General features: G+C 70.0%; 10 protein-coding genes. 7 read left to right on the forward strand and 3 right to left on the reverse strand.

Going from position 1 to position 13,904, the window contains the following annotated elements; translation table 11 throughout:
* The first annotated feature begins 35 nt into the window (after positions 1-35).
* The 7 genes from C1704_RS16085 (at position 36) to C1704_RS16115 (ending at position 8,987) form a co-directional block, all read left to right on the forward strand.
* On the forward strand, positions 36-848 hold the full coding sequence (locus C1704_RS16085; RefSeq protein WP_104303750.1) for a carotenoid biosynthesis protein: 813 nt from the start codon (positions 36-38) through the stop codon (positions 846-848).
* Positions 845-2,236 (forward strand): oxygenase MpaB family protein, encoded by a 1,392-nt coding sequence (locus C1704_RS16090; RefSeq protein WP_104303751.1) that lies wholly within the window; start codon positions 845-847, stop codon positions 2,234-2,236. Before C1704_RS16085 ends, C1704_RS16090 begins: the two co-directional genes overlap by 4 nt.
* A 68-nt stretch (positions 2,237-2,304) precedes the next feature.
* A complete protein-coding gene (locus C1704_RS16095; protein ID WP_104303752.1) occupies positions 2,305-4,071 on the forward strand; it encodes a diguanylate cyclase in 1,767 nt (588 codons plus the stop codon).
* A gap of 3 nt (positions 4,072-4,074) precedes the next feature.
* On the forward strand, positions 4,075-4,536 hold the full coding sequence (locus C1704_RS16100; protein ID WP_104303753.1) for a MarR family winged helix-turn-helix transcriptional regulator: 462 nt from the start codon (positions 4,075-4,077) through the stop codon (positions 4,534-4,536).
* Positions 4,537-4,631: 95 nt separating this feature from the next.
* Positions 4,632-5,678: an aromatic ring-hydroxylating dioxygenase subunit alpha gene (locus C1704_RS16105; protein WP_104303754.1), complete on the forward strand. Its 1,047-nt coding sequence runs from the start codon at positions 4,632-4,634 to the stop codon at positions 5,676-5,678.
* A 7-nt stretch (positions 5,679-5,685) separates the two neighbouring features.
* Positions 5,686-6,657 (forward strand): PDR/VanB family oxidoreductase, encoded by a 972-nt coding sequence (locus tag C1704_RS16110; protein WP_104303755.1) that lies wholly within the window; start codon positions 5,686-5,688, stop codon positions 6,655-6,657.
* A 74-nt stretch (positions 6,658-6,731) separates the two neighbouring features.
* A complete protein-coding gene (locus C1704_RS16115; RefSeq protein WP_104303756.1) occupies positions 6,732-8,987 on the forward strand; it encodes a sensor domain-containing diguanylate cyclase in 2,256 nt (751 codons plus the stop codon).
* A 15-nt stretch (positions 8,988-9,002) separates the two neighbouring features.
* On the opposite strand, the gene C1704_RS16120 is transcribed toward C1704_RS16115, so the two are convergent.
* The 3 genes from C1704_RS16120 to C1704_RS16130 are packed head-to-tail and all read right to left on the reverse strand — an operon-like array spanning position 9,003 to position 13,828.
* Positions 9,003-10,397, reverse strand: coding sequence for an efflux transporter outer membrane subunit (locus tag C1704_RS16120; RefSeq protein WP_104303757.1), 1,395 nt, complete (start codon positions 10,395-10,397; stop codon positions 9,003-9,005).
* A gap of 15 nt (positions 10,398-10,412) precedes the next feature.
* Positions 10,413-12,407 carry a MacB family efflux pump subunit gene (locus tag C1704_RS16125; RefSeq protein ID WP_104303758.1) on the reverse strand — a complete coding sequence of 665 codons (1,995 nt, stop codon included), beginning with the start codon at positions 12,405-12,407 and terminating at the stop codon, positions 10,413-10,415.
* Positions 12,404-13,828 (reverse strand): efflux RND transporter periplasmic adaptor subunit, encoded by a 1,425-nt coding sequence (locus C1704_RS16130; RefSeq protein WP_104303759.1) that lies wholly within the window; start codon positions 13,826-13,828, stop codon positions 12,404-12,406. Before C1704_RS16130 ends, C1704_RS16125 begins: the two co-directional genes overlap by 4 nt.
* Positions 13,829-13,904 lie beyond the last annotated feature (76 nt).

Below are 13,904 nucleotides of genomic sequence, written 5' to 3' on the forward strand. Positions count from 1 at the left end.
CGATGCTTCCTCGACACCTGTCCCACGAGACCGCCATGCACGCCTTGCTCGCCCGCCTGCCCCTGCTCGGGGCCCTCCTGCTCGCCGGCGCCCTGGTGGCCCAGGCCGCCCGCACCCACAGCCCCACCACCTTCGCCCTGGTGGCCAGTTCGGTGCTGATGTTCGGCTTTTCCTGGGCCAACGCCACGCAACTCCTGGGGCCACGCCTGGCCGGCCGCTTCGTGCTGCTTGCCCTCGTCGTGGGCTGGGTGGCCGAACAGCTCGGCGCCACGATGGGCTGGATCTTCGGCGCCTACCACTACACCGAGGTGCTGGGCCCGCGCCTGGGCGCTGTGCCCGTGGTCATTCCGCTGATGTGGTTCACGCTGGGCTACACGGCCTACGTGCTGAGCAACTTCATCGTCTGGCGCACGCCGGCCCATGGCCGCGAGAGCTTCACCGACGCGGCCCTCGTGACCTTTCTGGCCGCGCTCATCCTCACGGCCTTCGACCTGGGCGCCGACCCCTACCTCGTCTTCACGCTCAAGGCCTGGATCATGGTGAAGACCGACGGGGCCTGGTTCGGTGAAACCGTGCAGGGCTTCTTCGGCTGGGTCTTCGTGTCGTGCGTGATCATCGGCGGCTTCCGCTGGCTGGCGCGCAGCGGGGTCCCGGCGCCGTCGGTGGCCTACACGCGCCGGCATGCGGCGCTGCCGCTGCTGCTGTATGCCAGCGCCCTGGTCTTCCAGGTGGCCCTGGGCAACCCCGTCGAGATCCGCAGCATCGCCGTGTTCGCGATGGGCATCCCGCTGCTGGCCGCCGTGGCCGGCTGGCGGCTGTGGCAGCCGGTGGCAGGGGGCCGCGCATGACGCAGCCGCTACCCACCCACGACCCGCGCTGGCGGGCCGACCCCCTGGCCGACCACACCATCACCCGCGTGCTGAAGGCGCTGGGCAGCGAGGCCCGCCCCTGGGAAGGGCTGGACACGCTGAGCCGGCAGATCGAGGCCTGGCAGCGCAACGGTGACCTTGCCACCTGGCAGCCTGACCCGCAGGAGCTGCCCCGCGATGCCGGACGGGCGGTGCGCGAGTACCTCGACCAGGCGGCACGGCTGCCCGAGTGGGCCGATGCCCGCCGCATCGAGCGCGCCGAAGCCCTCTTCATGGGCCAGGGCCCGCTGTCGTGCCTGCTGCTGTTCTGCGCCAGCCTGCCGGAGTGCTACGTGCGCCCCGACCTGGCCGCCGTGCTGCATGCCGCGGGCCAGCTGGAACAGCACACCGACTTCCGCATCCGCATGACCGCGGCGATGATCTTCCCGGCCATGATGGCAGGCGGCCTGACCGACCCGGCCGGCGGTGGTGTGGCGCAGATCCTCAAGGTGCGGCTCATCCACGCCAGCATCCGGCATCTGGTGCTGCGCGGCAGCCCCGAGGCCGCCCTGGCCTCGCCCGAGCGCCACCGGCCCCGGCTCGATCACGCTCCGGCCCCTGGCACCCGCGCCCTGCACCATGCGATGTGGCGGCACGGCTGGGACGTGGACCGCGCCGGCCTGCCCTGCAACCAGGAGGAGCTGGCCTACACCCTGCTGACCTTCCACTACGTCTTCCTGCGGGGCATGCGCACGCTGCGCCTGGGCCTGCCGCCGGCCGACGAAGCCGCCTACCTGCACACCTGGAACGTGGTGGGCGCGCTGCTGGGCATCGAACCCGGCCTGATGCCCGCGGACATGGACCGTGCCAGCGCGCAGTTCCGGGCCCTGCAGGCCCGAGGGGAAGCGCCGCGGCACAGCGAAGACCCCCGCCCGGCGCTGGCCCGTGCCCTGATGGGCGCGATGACCGACACCCTGCCGCTGCGAGCGCTGCGCGACGTGCCCACGCTGCTCACACGCCATCTCTGCGGCCGCGACGTGGCGAAGCTGCTGGGCCTGGACGGCCGCACCGCCTGGGCCTCGCGCCTGATCTTCTGGACGGGCCTGGGCCTGACCCGGCTGATCGACGGCATCGCCCGCTGGCTGTGGCCCGGCTTTTCACTGTCGCGGCTCTTCTGCCGCATCCTGGGCTATCACACCATCACCGGCCTGCTGTTGGATCAGACCCGGCCGCTCAAGCTGCCCGACCACTTGTTGTTACAAATCCACACAACTGCGCATCACTGGAGTGAGGACGTACACGCTCCTGCCTGGGCGCGCGCCCTGGAGGACAGGCTCACGACGGCCGGGTCCTGGGTGCCCCCGGTTTCTGCGGCCGACCCGGTGTGAGGCGTCGGCCCCTGCACAGACCGGGATGCCCCTTGGATAATGGGCTGCGTCTTCCACCGGCCTCCTCCATGCCCGCGCCCTTTGCCCGCCACCTGACCGCCTTGCCCTGGGTGCTGGGACTCTGGCTCGCCTTGCTCGGGGTCGCCCAGGCGGCCCCGCTGACGATCGATGGCCGGCAGGGCGTGCTGCCGGTCTGGCCTGCCGTGAGCGTGAGCTTCGAAGAGGCCGGCACCGAACGGCGTGTGGACGAGGTGCTGCGCCAGTCTTTCGAGCCCCCACCGTCAGCCCACGCGACCCTGGGCGTGCGGCCCGAAGCCGTGTGGCTGCGGGTGCCCCTGTCCGTCAGCCCCGAGGCCGCGGGCGCCTGGGTGCTGGACATCGACCACCCGCCCTTGCGCTCGGTCGATCTCTACCTGCTGCGCGAGGGGCAGGTGCAGCAGCGCTGGCAACTGGGCAACCGGCTGGCCGTGTCCGACCGCCCCTTGCGCACCCGCGGGCACGCGGCCATCGTGCCGCTGGTGGCCGGCGACAGCCAGGAACTGCTGGTACGGGTGCAGACCACGGGCGCACTCATCCTGCCGATCACCCTCAACCGCGCCGCGGCCTTCAGCGAGCGCGAACAAAGTGAGCAGATGCTCCAGGGCCTGCTGTTGGGGCTGGGCCTGTGCCTGATCATCTACAGCCTGGCCCAGTGGGCGGCCACGCGCGAGACGCTGTTCCTGAAGTACACGCTGATGACCTTCGGGAGCCTGATGTTCTCGGTGTACTTCTTCGGCGTGGGCGCGCAGTACCTGTGGCCGGGCAGCCAGTGGCTCGAAGTGCGCGCCGGCGGGCTGGCCGCGCTGCTGGCCACCACGGGGTCCTTCCTGTTCATTGCGGAGGCTCTGAGCGGGCCCGACACCTCGCGGCGCTTCGTGCGGGCCATGCAGGCCGGCGCCTGGTTCACAGCCTGCGTGGCCGCGCTCTATGCGCTCGGCGTGGTCGACACCCGCGTGATCAGCGGCCTGGTCAGCGTGCTGGGCCTGGTGCCTGCACTGATGGGCATGCGCGGCGCCGTCCGGCGCGCCCGCCAGGGCGACCCGATCGGCTTCACCTTCCTGCTGGCCTGGACGGTGTACTTCGTCGCGACCGCCATCGTGATCCTCGTGATCAACGGCCGGTTGCCGGTGAATTTCTGGACCCAGCATTCCTTCCAGTTCGGCGCCACGCTGGACATGCTGCTCTTCATGCGCGTGCTGGGCCTGCGCCTGAAGGCCCAGCACAGCGCGGCGCTGAACATGGCGCGCGAACGCGACACCCTGCGCTCGCTGGCCTACACCGACCCGCTCACCGGCCTGAGCAACCGCCGCGGCATCGATGCCACGCTCAGCGCCAGCCTGCCCCATTGCCGGGGCGACCAGCTCATGGCGGTGTACCTGATCGACCTGGACGGCTTCAAGCCCATCAACGACCAGCACGGGCACGAGATGGGCGACCAGCTGCTCATCGCCGTGGCCCGCCGCCTGCGGGAGTGCATGCGCGCCAGCGATGTGGTGGGTCGCCTGGGAGGTGACGAGTTCGTCGTGCTGGCCAGCGGACTGCGCAACGAACTGCAGGCGCTGACCATCGGCGAACATCTGCTGGCCTCCTTCCAGGCCCCCTTCGACCTGCCCGGGCTGCACTGTCACGTGGGCCTGACCATCGGCTACGCCCTGGCCCCGCTGGATGGTGTCGAGGGCAGCAACCTGCTGCGCGCGGCCGATGCCGCCATGTACGCCGGCAAGCAGGCCGGCAAGGGCCGGCTGGTGCGCGCCCAAGCCACGGGGCCTGTCCGCCTGGACCCTGCGAACGCCTGACACATGCCCAAGCACCCGTCCGACCCGCTGTCCATCCAGCTCTACGACCAGCCTGGCCATCTGATCCGGCGGGCCCACCAGACCGCCGTGGCCCATTTCCACGAGGCCCTGGGGCGCGACGTGACGCCGGTGCAGTACGCAGTGCTGCGCATGCTGCACGAGCATCCGGGCATCGACCAGGTCACCGCCGCCCAGATGGTGGCGCTGGACACCTCCACCACCGCCGACATCGCCGCCCGGCTGGAGGCCAAGGGCTGGATCGTGCGCGAACTGCTGCCGCGCCGCCAGCGCCGCCTGCTGCTCACGCCGGCCGGCGAGGCGCTGCTGGCCGAGCTCACGCCCAAGATGCACCGGATGCAGCAACGGCTCATGGGGCGGCTCGCCCCGGCCGAGCAGGCCGAGTTCATGCGCCTGCTGCGCAAGTTCGTCCACCTCGACGACCCAACGACCCCGGGTCAACCCTAGTTCATCAGCGCCTGCAGGAGGCGTCAGATCGCAGTAAACTTGTCTCACATTCAGCATACTGAATGACATCCCTTCCCAGACTGCGAGGTCGCCCCATGTTCCTCAAAAACACCTGGTACGTCGCCTGCACCCCCGACGAGATCGCCGACAAGCCCCTGGGCCGCACCATCGCGGGTGAAGCGTTGGTGATCTACCGCGCCACCGAAGGCGTGGCCGCGCTGGAAGACTTCTGCCCGCATCGCGGCGCCCCGCTGTCGCTGGGCCGTGTGTGCGAGGGCAAGCTGGTGTGCGGCTACCATGGCCTGGAGATGGGCTGCGATGGCAAGACCATCGCCATGCCCAACCAGCGCGTGCGGGGCTTCCCGGCCATCCGTGCCTACCCGGCGGTGGAGCGTCACGGCTTCATCTGGGTGTGGCCGGGCGACGCGGCCCAGGCCGACGCGGCCCTCATCCCCGACCTGCACTGGGCGAACCACCCCGACTGGGCCTATGGTGGCGGCCTGTATCACATCCGCTGCGACTACCGCCTCATGATCGACAACCTGATGGATCTCACGCACGAGACCTACGTGCATGCCAACAGCATCGGTCAGAAGGAGATCGACGAGGCCACCCCCGTCACCAAGGTGGAGGGCGAGCACGTCATCACCAGCCGCCACATGGAAGGCATCATGGCCCCGCCCTTCTGGCAGATGGCGCTGCGCGGCAACGGCCTGCCCGACGACCAGCCGGTGGACCGCTGGCAGATCTGCCACTTCAACCCGCCCAGCCACGTGATGATCGAGGTGGGCGTGGCCCTGGCGGGCCGCGGCGGCTACCACGCTGACCCGAAGGACAAGGCCTCCAGCATCGTGGTGGACTTCATCACACCCGAGACCGAGACCTCGATCTGGTACTTCTGGGGCATGGCCCGCAACTTCCAGCCGCAGGACGAGGCCCTCACCGCCAAGATCCGCGAAGGTCAGGGCAAGATCTTCTCGGAGGACCTGGCCATGCTGGAAGGCCAGCAGGCCAACCTCTCGCGCCACCCCGGGCGCAAGCTGCTGGGCCTGAACACCGATGCCGGTGGCGTGCAGGCGCGCCGCATCCTCGATCGCCTGATCGCCGCGGAACGCGGCGAGTCGGTGGCGGCGGCCGCGTGAGCGCGCGATGAGCACCGCTCCCGCGTCGCTGCGCGTCAAGGTCGCGCGCAAGACCGTCGAGGCCGAAGGCATCTGCAGCTTCGAACTGGTGTCGGCCGACGGCCGCCCGCTGCCGGCGTTTTCCGCCGGCTCGCACATCGACGTGCACCTGAGCGGCGGCCTGGTGCGCCAGTACTCGCTGTGCAACGACGCGGCCGAAACGCATCGCTACCTGATCGGCGTGCTGAAGGACCCGGCCAGCCGTGGCGGCTCGCGCGCCATGCACGAGCAGGTGGTCGAAGGCGACGAGCTCACCATCAGCCCGCCGCGCAACCACTTCGCGCTGGCGCATGACGCCAAACGCCACCTGCTGCTGGCCGGGGGCATCGGCGTCACCCCTCTGCTGTGCATGGCCGAGCGCCTGGCCGCCACCGGGGGCGTGTTCCACATGCACTACTGCACCCGTTCGCGCGCGCGCACGGCCTTCGCCTCGCGCATCGAAGCCTCGGCTTTCGCCGCGCAGGTGCAGTTCCACCACGACGATGGTCCGCCCGAACAGCAGTTCCAGCTCGACGCCGTGCTGGCCGGAGCCGACGATCACACCCACCTCTACGTGTGCGGCCCCAAGGGCTTCATGGACGCCGTGCTGGGTGCGGCGCGCGCGCGCGGCTGGCCCGAAGCGCGGCTGCACTACGAATTCTTCTCCGCCGAGCCGGTGTCCACCGCGGGCGACCGCGCCTTCGAGGTGGTGCTGGCCAGCTCCGGCCGCGTGGTGCCGGTGCCCGCCGACCAGAGCGTCGTGAAGGCCCTCGCAGCCTGCGGCGTGGACGTGATGGTCTCGTGCGAACAGGGCGTGTGCGGCACCTGCCTCACGCGCGTGCTCGAAGGCGAGATCGATCACCGCGACGTCTACCTCACCCCCGAGGAACAGGCTGCAGGCGACCAGTTCACGCCCTGCTGTTCCCGCGCGAAGTCGGCCCGGCTGGTGCTGGATCTTTGAACAAGGCATAAGACCGACCTTCCGGGGGCATTTCGTTTGAATCGAAGCGCTGGCTTCGGTACAGACTCGCGCCTGTGAAACTCACCCTCAAGCTCAAGGTCACGCTGATCGCGACCGCGACCATCCTGGCCTTGCTGGGGGTGGTGGGTTACGTCCAGGACGCGCGCCTGGGCCGGGACTTCCGTGTCGTGCTGGAAACCCAGCAGGACGCTCTGGCCGAATCGGTGGCCGCTCACCTGGGCGACAAGCTCGAAACCTACCTGACCGTTCTGGAACATTCCGCCTCGCTGGTGGATGAGCGCCTGCTGTCCGATCCCGCGGCCCGCCAGGACTTCCTGTCGCGTCTGTCAGCCGCACGGCCGCTGTTCGACGGCCTGGCCCTCGTGGCCCTGGATGGGGAGGTGCTCAGCAACGACCCGCCCCTGGCCCCGCAGCAGCGCATCCAGCTGGCCGACCGCGAATACTTCCAGCGCGTCTTGCGCGAGGGCCGCAGCGTCGTTTCCCGGCCCTTGATGGCACGCACGGGCGTCGGGCCGGCCGTGCTGATGGCCACGCCCGTGCGAGATGCCCAGAACCACACGCGGGCCGTGCTGCTGGGAGGGCTGCACCTGCAGCGAGCCAACCTGCTGGGCTTGCTGGCGCATTCGCCGGTCGGGCGGACCGGCCACTTCGAGGTCATCACGCTGGGTCCTGACCCGGTGTACGTGGTGCATCCCGACCCGGAGCGTCTGATGACCCTGGCCGACCCCGTGCCGCCGGACACGCGCGATGTGGTCACCCGCAAATCCATTGGGCGGGCTGACTGGGAATTGCGGGTCGTCCTGCCGGCGTGGGAGGCAGCAGCCCCTGTGCGGGAAGGGCAACGCACACTGGTCCGTGATCTGGCGTTGTTGGGCTTGGCTGCGGCAGCCCTGGTGTGGGCGGTGATGCGCTGGATGTTGCACCCCCTGACGACGCTGCACCGAGCCATCCACGCCCTGCGCCGCAATCCAGACGCCCAGGTCCGGCTGGACACCCGAAGCCGGGACGAGCGCGGCGACCTGGCGCGCGATTTCGAAGCCCTCCTCGCGGAACTGCGCACCCGCAAGCAGGAGCTGGCCTCCATCTTCGAAGCCACGACCGACTTCGTGATCCAGACCGATGCGCGGGGCCGTATCACCTACCTGAACCCGCAAGCCCGCCAGGTGCTGGGCCTGGCTGCGGACCACCCCGTGCACACGCACGAGTTCAGCGACTTCAATACCCCTGAAACCAATGCCCAGTTCCGCCAGGAGATCCTGCCCGCGGTGCTGGAAAGGGGACATTGGGTCGGCGAAACCAGTTTTCTCGCTGCAGGAGGGCGTGAGGTGCGCGTGAGCCATCTTGTGATTGCCCACCGCGACAGGGAGGGCCGAATCGCCCATTTCTCCGGTGTGATGCGCGACATCACGGAAGAGTCGGCCGCCCGCCAGGAAGCCCAGCGGCAGGCCGCCACGCTGCGCTCGATCGCGGAGCATCTGCCGGCCATCGTGGCCGTGGTCGGCACGGATGAGCGCTACCGCTACGTCAACCAGGCTTTCGAGCGTTGGCTGGGCAGGCCGAGTCAGGACATCGTGGGTCGTACCGTGCGCGCAGTGCTTGGCGAGTCCGAGTACGAGCGCAGCCAGCCCTGGCTGCAACGCGTGCTGGCCGGTGAGTCCGTGAAGTTTGAAAAAGACTACCCCGGCCGCGACGATATCAGGCATCTGTCGATCAGCTACATCCCGCTGCGGCTGGGCGATGGTGTGGTCGACGGCTTCGTGGGCGTCGCCCAGGACATCACAGTGCACCGCCAGGAAGCCGGCAGACTCAAGGGGCTCGCCGAGACTGACGCACTGACCGGTCTGCTCAACCGAGCCGGATTCGAAGCCGATCTTGCGCGCCGCATCCGCGCCGGGGAGGGGCCTGGGCTCGCCCTGCTCTACATCGACCTCGATCACTTCAAGCCGATCAACGACCGCCATGGCCACCCGGTGGGCGACCAGCTCCTGCGCCAATTCGCGGCCCGCTTGCGTGCCGTCGTGCGTCCCACGGACGCGGTGGCACGATTGGGAGGCGACGAGTTCGCGATCGTCTTGTCCGGCATCCGCGAGCCATCCCATGCCGAAACCGTGGCAGCGAAGGTCGTGGAAGCCGCGGGCGCAGCCTTTGTGGTGGGCGACGCGGAACTGCACATCAGCGCATGCGTCGGGTTGGCCGTCGGGATGCCCGAGGGCGAGTCCGTCGAGGCTCTCGTGGCGCGCGCCGATACCCAGCTCTATCGAGCCAAGGCCTCAGGACGCAACCGTTGGGTCGCCCCCTCGACGGTTTGAAGCCCGGCGCTCGCTTCACCCTGGTTTCGACCACCCCCCACCCAACGCCTTGAACAGATCCAGCGCCGCCCCCAGCCGTGCCAGCCGCGTCTGCGCGAGGTTGTCCTGCGCCGAAAAGAGCGTGCGTTGCGCGTCCAGCAGGGTCGCCAGATCGTCCACCCCTTCGCGGTAGCGGCGTTCGGCCAGCTGCAGCGCCCGCTGGGCTTCCTCGCGGATGGTCTGCTGGGCCTGCTCCTGCTCGCGGTAGCGGGCCGCCTGGGCCAGCGCCACCTCCACGTCCTGCAGGGCCGACAACACGGCCGCCCGGTAGCCCTCGACGAGCTGACGACGCTGGGACTCGTTGAGTTCGACCTGCACCTGGCGGCGCCCGCCGTCGAAGAGGGTCTGTGCGATCGAGGCGGCCAGGGTGGCGGTGCTGACCGGGTTGCTGAAGGACAGCAAGGCCGCGGAGGCCAGGCCCGCCGAGCCGGAGAGCTCAAAGGACGGCAGCAGCGCGGCCCGCGCCGCCTCCACGTTGGCATCGGCGGCGGCCAGGCGCGCTTGCGCGGCGGCGAGGTCGGGGCGGCGCACCAGCAGATCGGAGGGCAGGCCTGGGGCCACCTCGGGAATGGCCACGGCCGCGAAGTCCGCCTCGGGAACGGCATAGCCCTGAGGCGCACGGCCCAGCAGCAAGGCCAGCGCCCCCTCGGTCTGGCGCAGCTGCTCCTGCAGGGGCAGCAAGGCGGCGCGCTGGCTCAGCACGGTGGTGCGCTGGCGGCTGAGGTCCAGCGCCGAGGCAGCGCCGTTGCGATAGCGCACCTCCACGATGTTGAACAGTCGTTCGGCCAGCGCCAGGTTCTCGCGGGCGATGTCCAGGCGCACACGCAGCGCCAGGGTCTGGAACCAGGCCTGGGCCACACCGGCTGCGAGGCTGAGGCGGGCGCTGTCGAGGTCGAAGCGGCTGGCCTCGACGCCCGCCTGGGCACTGCGGCGGCCCGCAGCCAGACGGCCCCACAGGTCCACCTCGTAGCCCACCGACAGCGAGGCGCTGGTCGATTCGCTGCGGCTCGACGGCCCGTCGCCGCCGTCGCTGCGGCGTGCCGAGGTGCTGGCGCCGGCACTCACCGAGGGAAAGAGCGAGGCGCCGGCATTGCGCAGGCCCAGTTCGGCCTGCACGACACGCTCGGCCGTCTGCGCCAGGTCGGGGTTGGCCGCCAGGGCTTCGTCGATGAGGTCGAGCAGCGGGGCCGCACCGAAGCTGCGCCACCAGGAGCCCTCGAGCGAGGGCGCCGGCGTGACAGACGTCGTCCAGGCCGAAGGCATGGCGACCTCCACTCGTGTGGCCGGCCCCTGGAGGGCGCAGCCGGTGAGCGTGAGGCCCAGGATCAGCGGCCAGGCCGCGTGGCGCAGGGACAGCAAGGGAGCACTCATGTCGTTGGGCGGCAGTTATTGGGCGGACAGCGCGACCACCGGATCGAGCCGCGCGGCCTTGCGCGCCGGCAGGAAACCAAAGACCAGCCCGGTGGCAAAGGCACAGCCAAAGGCCAGCAGGACCGGTGAGGCCGAGTACTGCACGGCCGGTCCGAAGGCCCCGACCACGGCCGCCACACTCAGGCCCGCCACCACGCCCACGGCCCCGCCCAGCGACGTGACCACCAGGGCCTCGATCAGGAACTGCTGCATGATGTTGCGCTCGCGCGCCCCCGTGGCCATGCGGATGCCGATCTCGCGCGTGCGTTCGGTCACCGAGACGAGCATGATGTTCATCACGCCGATCCCGCCCACCAGCAGGGAGATGGCCGCGATCGAGCCGAGCAGGATGGTCATGGTGTTGGCCGTCTGCTCGGTGGTCTCGATGATCGAGGCCATGTTGCGGATCTGGTAGTCCACCACCCCATGGCGTTCGAGCAGCAGCAGCTCCACGTCCTGCTGGGTCTGGTCGATGCGGCTCACATCCTCCACCGCCACCGTCACGTTGCGCAGGTGGCGCTGGCCCGACACCCGCAGGCTGCTGGTCTCGAAGGGGATGAATATCACGTCGTCCTGGTCGGAGCCCATGGGCGAGGCCCCGCGTTCGGCCATGACGCCGATCACCTGGAAGACGAGGTTGTTGACCAGCACGTACTGGCCCAGCGGGTCTTGGCCATCGGGAAAGAGGGCGCGCGCCACGGTCTGGCCCAGCACGGCCACGGCCGCATAGTCGAGCGCATCGGCCTCGCTGAAGAAGATGCCCTGGGCCACGGGCCACTGGCGCGCCAGCGGGAACAGATGCGAGGTGCCGTTGGCCGAGGTCTGCATGTCCTGGTTGCCGAAGCGCACCGTCACCGTGGTGTTCTGCTCGGGAATGGCCGCCAGCACGTTGGGAACCTCGGCGTTGATCGCCTTCACGTCCTCGTTCACGAGCGTGGTGATGCCCCAGCTGCCCCGCTGGTTGGGGGCGCCGGGACGCACCAGAAGCAGGTTGGAGCCCATCGCGCCGATGCGGTCGAGCACCTGCTGCTTGGCGCCGTCGCCGATGGCCATCATCGCAATGACCGAGCCCACGCCGATCACGATGCCCAGCAAGGTGAGCACCGCACGGAAGACATTGCTGCGCAGTGAGCGCCAGGCCATCTTGGCAGCCTCGACGATCTCGGCCAGGACCGACCCATCGTGTGCAGGCGGTGCCGGCACGGCCAGGCGCGCACGGGGTGTTTCGGGAGAGGCGGCCTGGGCGCGGTCGGCCACGATGCGGCCATCCTTGATCTCGATGATGCGCTGGGCGTGATCGGCCACTTCCTTCTCGTGGGTGATGAGGATCACCGTGTGCCCGCGCTGCCACAGCTCGGTGAGCAGGCGCATCACCTCCTCGCCCGTCTTGCTGTCCAGCGCGCCGGTGGGTTCATCGGCCAGCAGGATGCGCCCGCCGTTCATCAGGGCCCGCGCAATCGACACCCGCTGCTGCTGGCCGCCCGACAGCTGGTTGGGGCGGTGGTGCAGGCGGTCGGCCAGCCCCAGCTCACCGAGCAGTTCGCGCGCGCGCGCATGCCGCTGGGCCGGCGGGCTGCCGGAGTACATCGCCGGCACTTCCACGTTTTCCAGCGCGGTGGCGCCCGCGATGAGGTGATAGCTCTGGAAGACGAAGCCGAACTCCTCGCGGCGCAGGCGGGCCAGCTCGTCACTGTCCAGCGATGCCACCTCCTGGCCCCGGAAACGGTAGCTGCCGGCGGTGGGCCGGTCGAGGCAGCCGAGGATGTTCATCAGGGTGGACTTGCCCGAACCCGAGGCGCCCATGATGGCGACGAACTCGCCTTCACGGATCGTGAGGTCCACGCCATGCAGCACCTGCACGGCCGCCTCGCCGGCGTTGTACACACGGGTCACGCCCGACAGCGCGATCAGCGGTGGCCCTTCGGGCCCATCGCCGGTGGCGTGCAGCGAGACTTCGGTTTCGCGCTTCATCGCCGCGGCGCTCCGCCCAGGCCCAGGGGGTTGGAGGACGCGCCCGACGGCCGCTCATTCCCACGGCCGGCCACCTGACGCTGGCCGGCGATCACCTCCTCGCCCACTGCCAGGCCGGACAGCACCTGCACCTGCACGCGGTTGCTCACGCCCAGCTCCACGGTGCGTTCCTCGATGCGACCTTCGGCGTCGATCACACGCACCGTGGCGCGCCGTGGCGCACCGTTGCCGCCCGCGGCCGCGCGGCGCTCGCGCAGCGCCTGGCGCTGGTCGGGCGTCAGTCGCTCCAAGGTCACGCGGCGTTCATCCGGCGTCATGGCGGCCAGGGCCTCGCGGCTGGGCAGGCCCTCGACGCCGGGGGCCGCCGCGCCCGCAGGGGCGCCGTTCGCGCTCGCCGGTGCCGGCTCGGGTGCATCGCGCGGCGCGCGGCGCGGGGCTGCCGTCACCGCTGCGGCCGGCACCCACACGGCATCCCGCGCCGACGCCGCCACGAAGAAGACCTGGGCGGTCATCTGCGTCATCAGCGTCTGGTTGGGGTTGGGCACATCGAAGAGCGCGTTGTAGAGCACCACGTTGTTCGTCACCGTGGGTGTGGGCTCGATCTTGCGCAGCTCGCCCGACCACCGCCGTCCCTGCCCGCCCAGGATGGTGAAGTAGGCCGGCATGCCCAGGCGCAGCTTGCTCACGTCGGCTTCGGACACCTGGGTCTGCACCGTCATCGTGGACAGGTCGGCGATGCGCATCAGGATGGGCGCCGACTGGTTGGTGTTGAGCGTCTGGCCCTGGCGCGCCGTGATCGACACCACCGTGCCATCCATGGGCGCGTAGATCTTGGCAAAACGCAGGTTGGCCTCGTCGGCCCGCAGCGTCGACTCGGCCTGTTCGATCTGGGCCTTCAGCGCCTGGATCTGCGCCTGCGCCGCCGCCAGCGCGGTCTCGGCCTGCTGAAGCGATTCCTGCGTGGTCGCGTCGGCGGCCATCAGGTTCTTCTGGCGCTCGTACTGGATCTGCGCCAGACGCAGCTGGGCCTCGCGTTCGACCATCGTGGCGCGCTGGTTGCGCAGCGAGGCGCGGCGCGCATCCACGTTGGCGGCATAGACGGTGGCGTCGATCTCGGCCAGCAGGTCCCCTTCCTTGACGTTGCTGCCCACCTCCACGTGGATCTTGTTCAGCTGGCCCGACACCTGCGCCCCCACATCCACGTAGTCGCGCGGTTGCAGCGTGCCGGTGGCGGTGACGAGGTCCTCGATGTCCCCGCGCTGCACCTTCACGATCTGGTAGGTCTCGCGCGGGTTGGGCGCCTGGCCGAAGCGCTGCCACGCCCACCAGGCCACCGCCGACACGGCGAGCAGCACCACCAGGGCCATCACCCAGCGGATCGGACGGCGGCGAGGGGCAGAAGACGGAAGGACGATGCTCATGGTCAGACAGGAAGACTCCCGGACGGCGGCCCGGGTTCAGTGACAGAGAGTGTGGCAGCCCCACGTGAAGCCTGGC

The sequence above is a fragment of the Caldimonas caldifontis genome (assembly GCF_002930615.1).
GTDB classification, from domain to species: Bacteria; Pseudomonadota; Gammaproteobacteria; order Burkholderiales; family Burkholderiaceae_C; genus Caldimonas; species Caldimonas caldifontis.

Bases quoted from the DNA above. Each gene is read 5' to 3' on its own strand.
- C1704_RS16120 (WP_104303757.1), bottom strand. From the start codon at position 10,397: ATGAGTGCTCCCTTGCTGTCCCTGCGCCACGCGGCCTGGCCGCTGATC.
- C1704_RS16095 (WP_104303752.1), top strand. From the start codon at position 2,305: ATGCCCGCGCCCTTTGCCCGCCACCTGACCGCCTTGCCCTGGGTGCTG.
- C1704_RS16105 (WP_104303754.1), top strand. From the start codon at position 4,632: ATGTTCCTCAAAAACACCTGGTACGTCGCCTGCACCCCCGACGAGATC.
- C1704_RS16085 (WP_104303750.1), top strand. From the start codon at position 36: ATGCACGCCTTGCTCGCCCGCCTGCCCCTGCTCGGGGCCCTCCTGCTC.
- C1704_RS16125 (WP_104303758.1), bottom strand. From the start codon at position 12,407: ATGAAGCGCGAAACCGAAGTCTCGCTGCACGCCACCGGCGATGGGCCC.
- C1704_RS16100 (WP_104303753.1), top strand. From the start codon at position 4,075: ATGCCCAAGCACCCGTCCGACCCGCTGTCCATCCAGCTCTACGACCAG.
- C1704_RS16090 (WP_104303751.1), top strand. From the start codon at position 845: ATGACGCAGCCGCTACCCACCCACGACCCGCGCTGGCGGGCCGACCCC.
- C1704_RS16130 (WP_104303759.1), bottom strand. From the start codon at position 13,828: ATGAGCATCGTCCTTCCGTCTTCTGCCCCTCGCCGCCGTCCGATCCGC.
- C1704_RS16110 (WP_104303755.1), top strand. From the start codon at position 5,686: ATGAGCACCGCTCCCGCGTCGCTGCGCGTCAAGGTCGCGCGCAAGACC.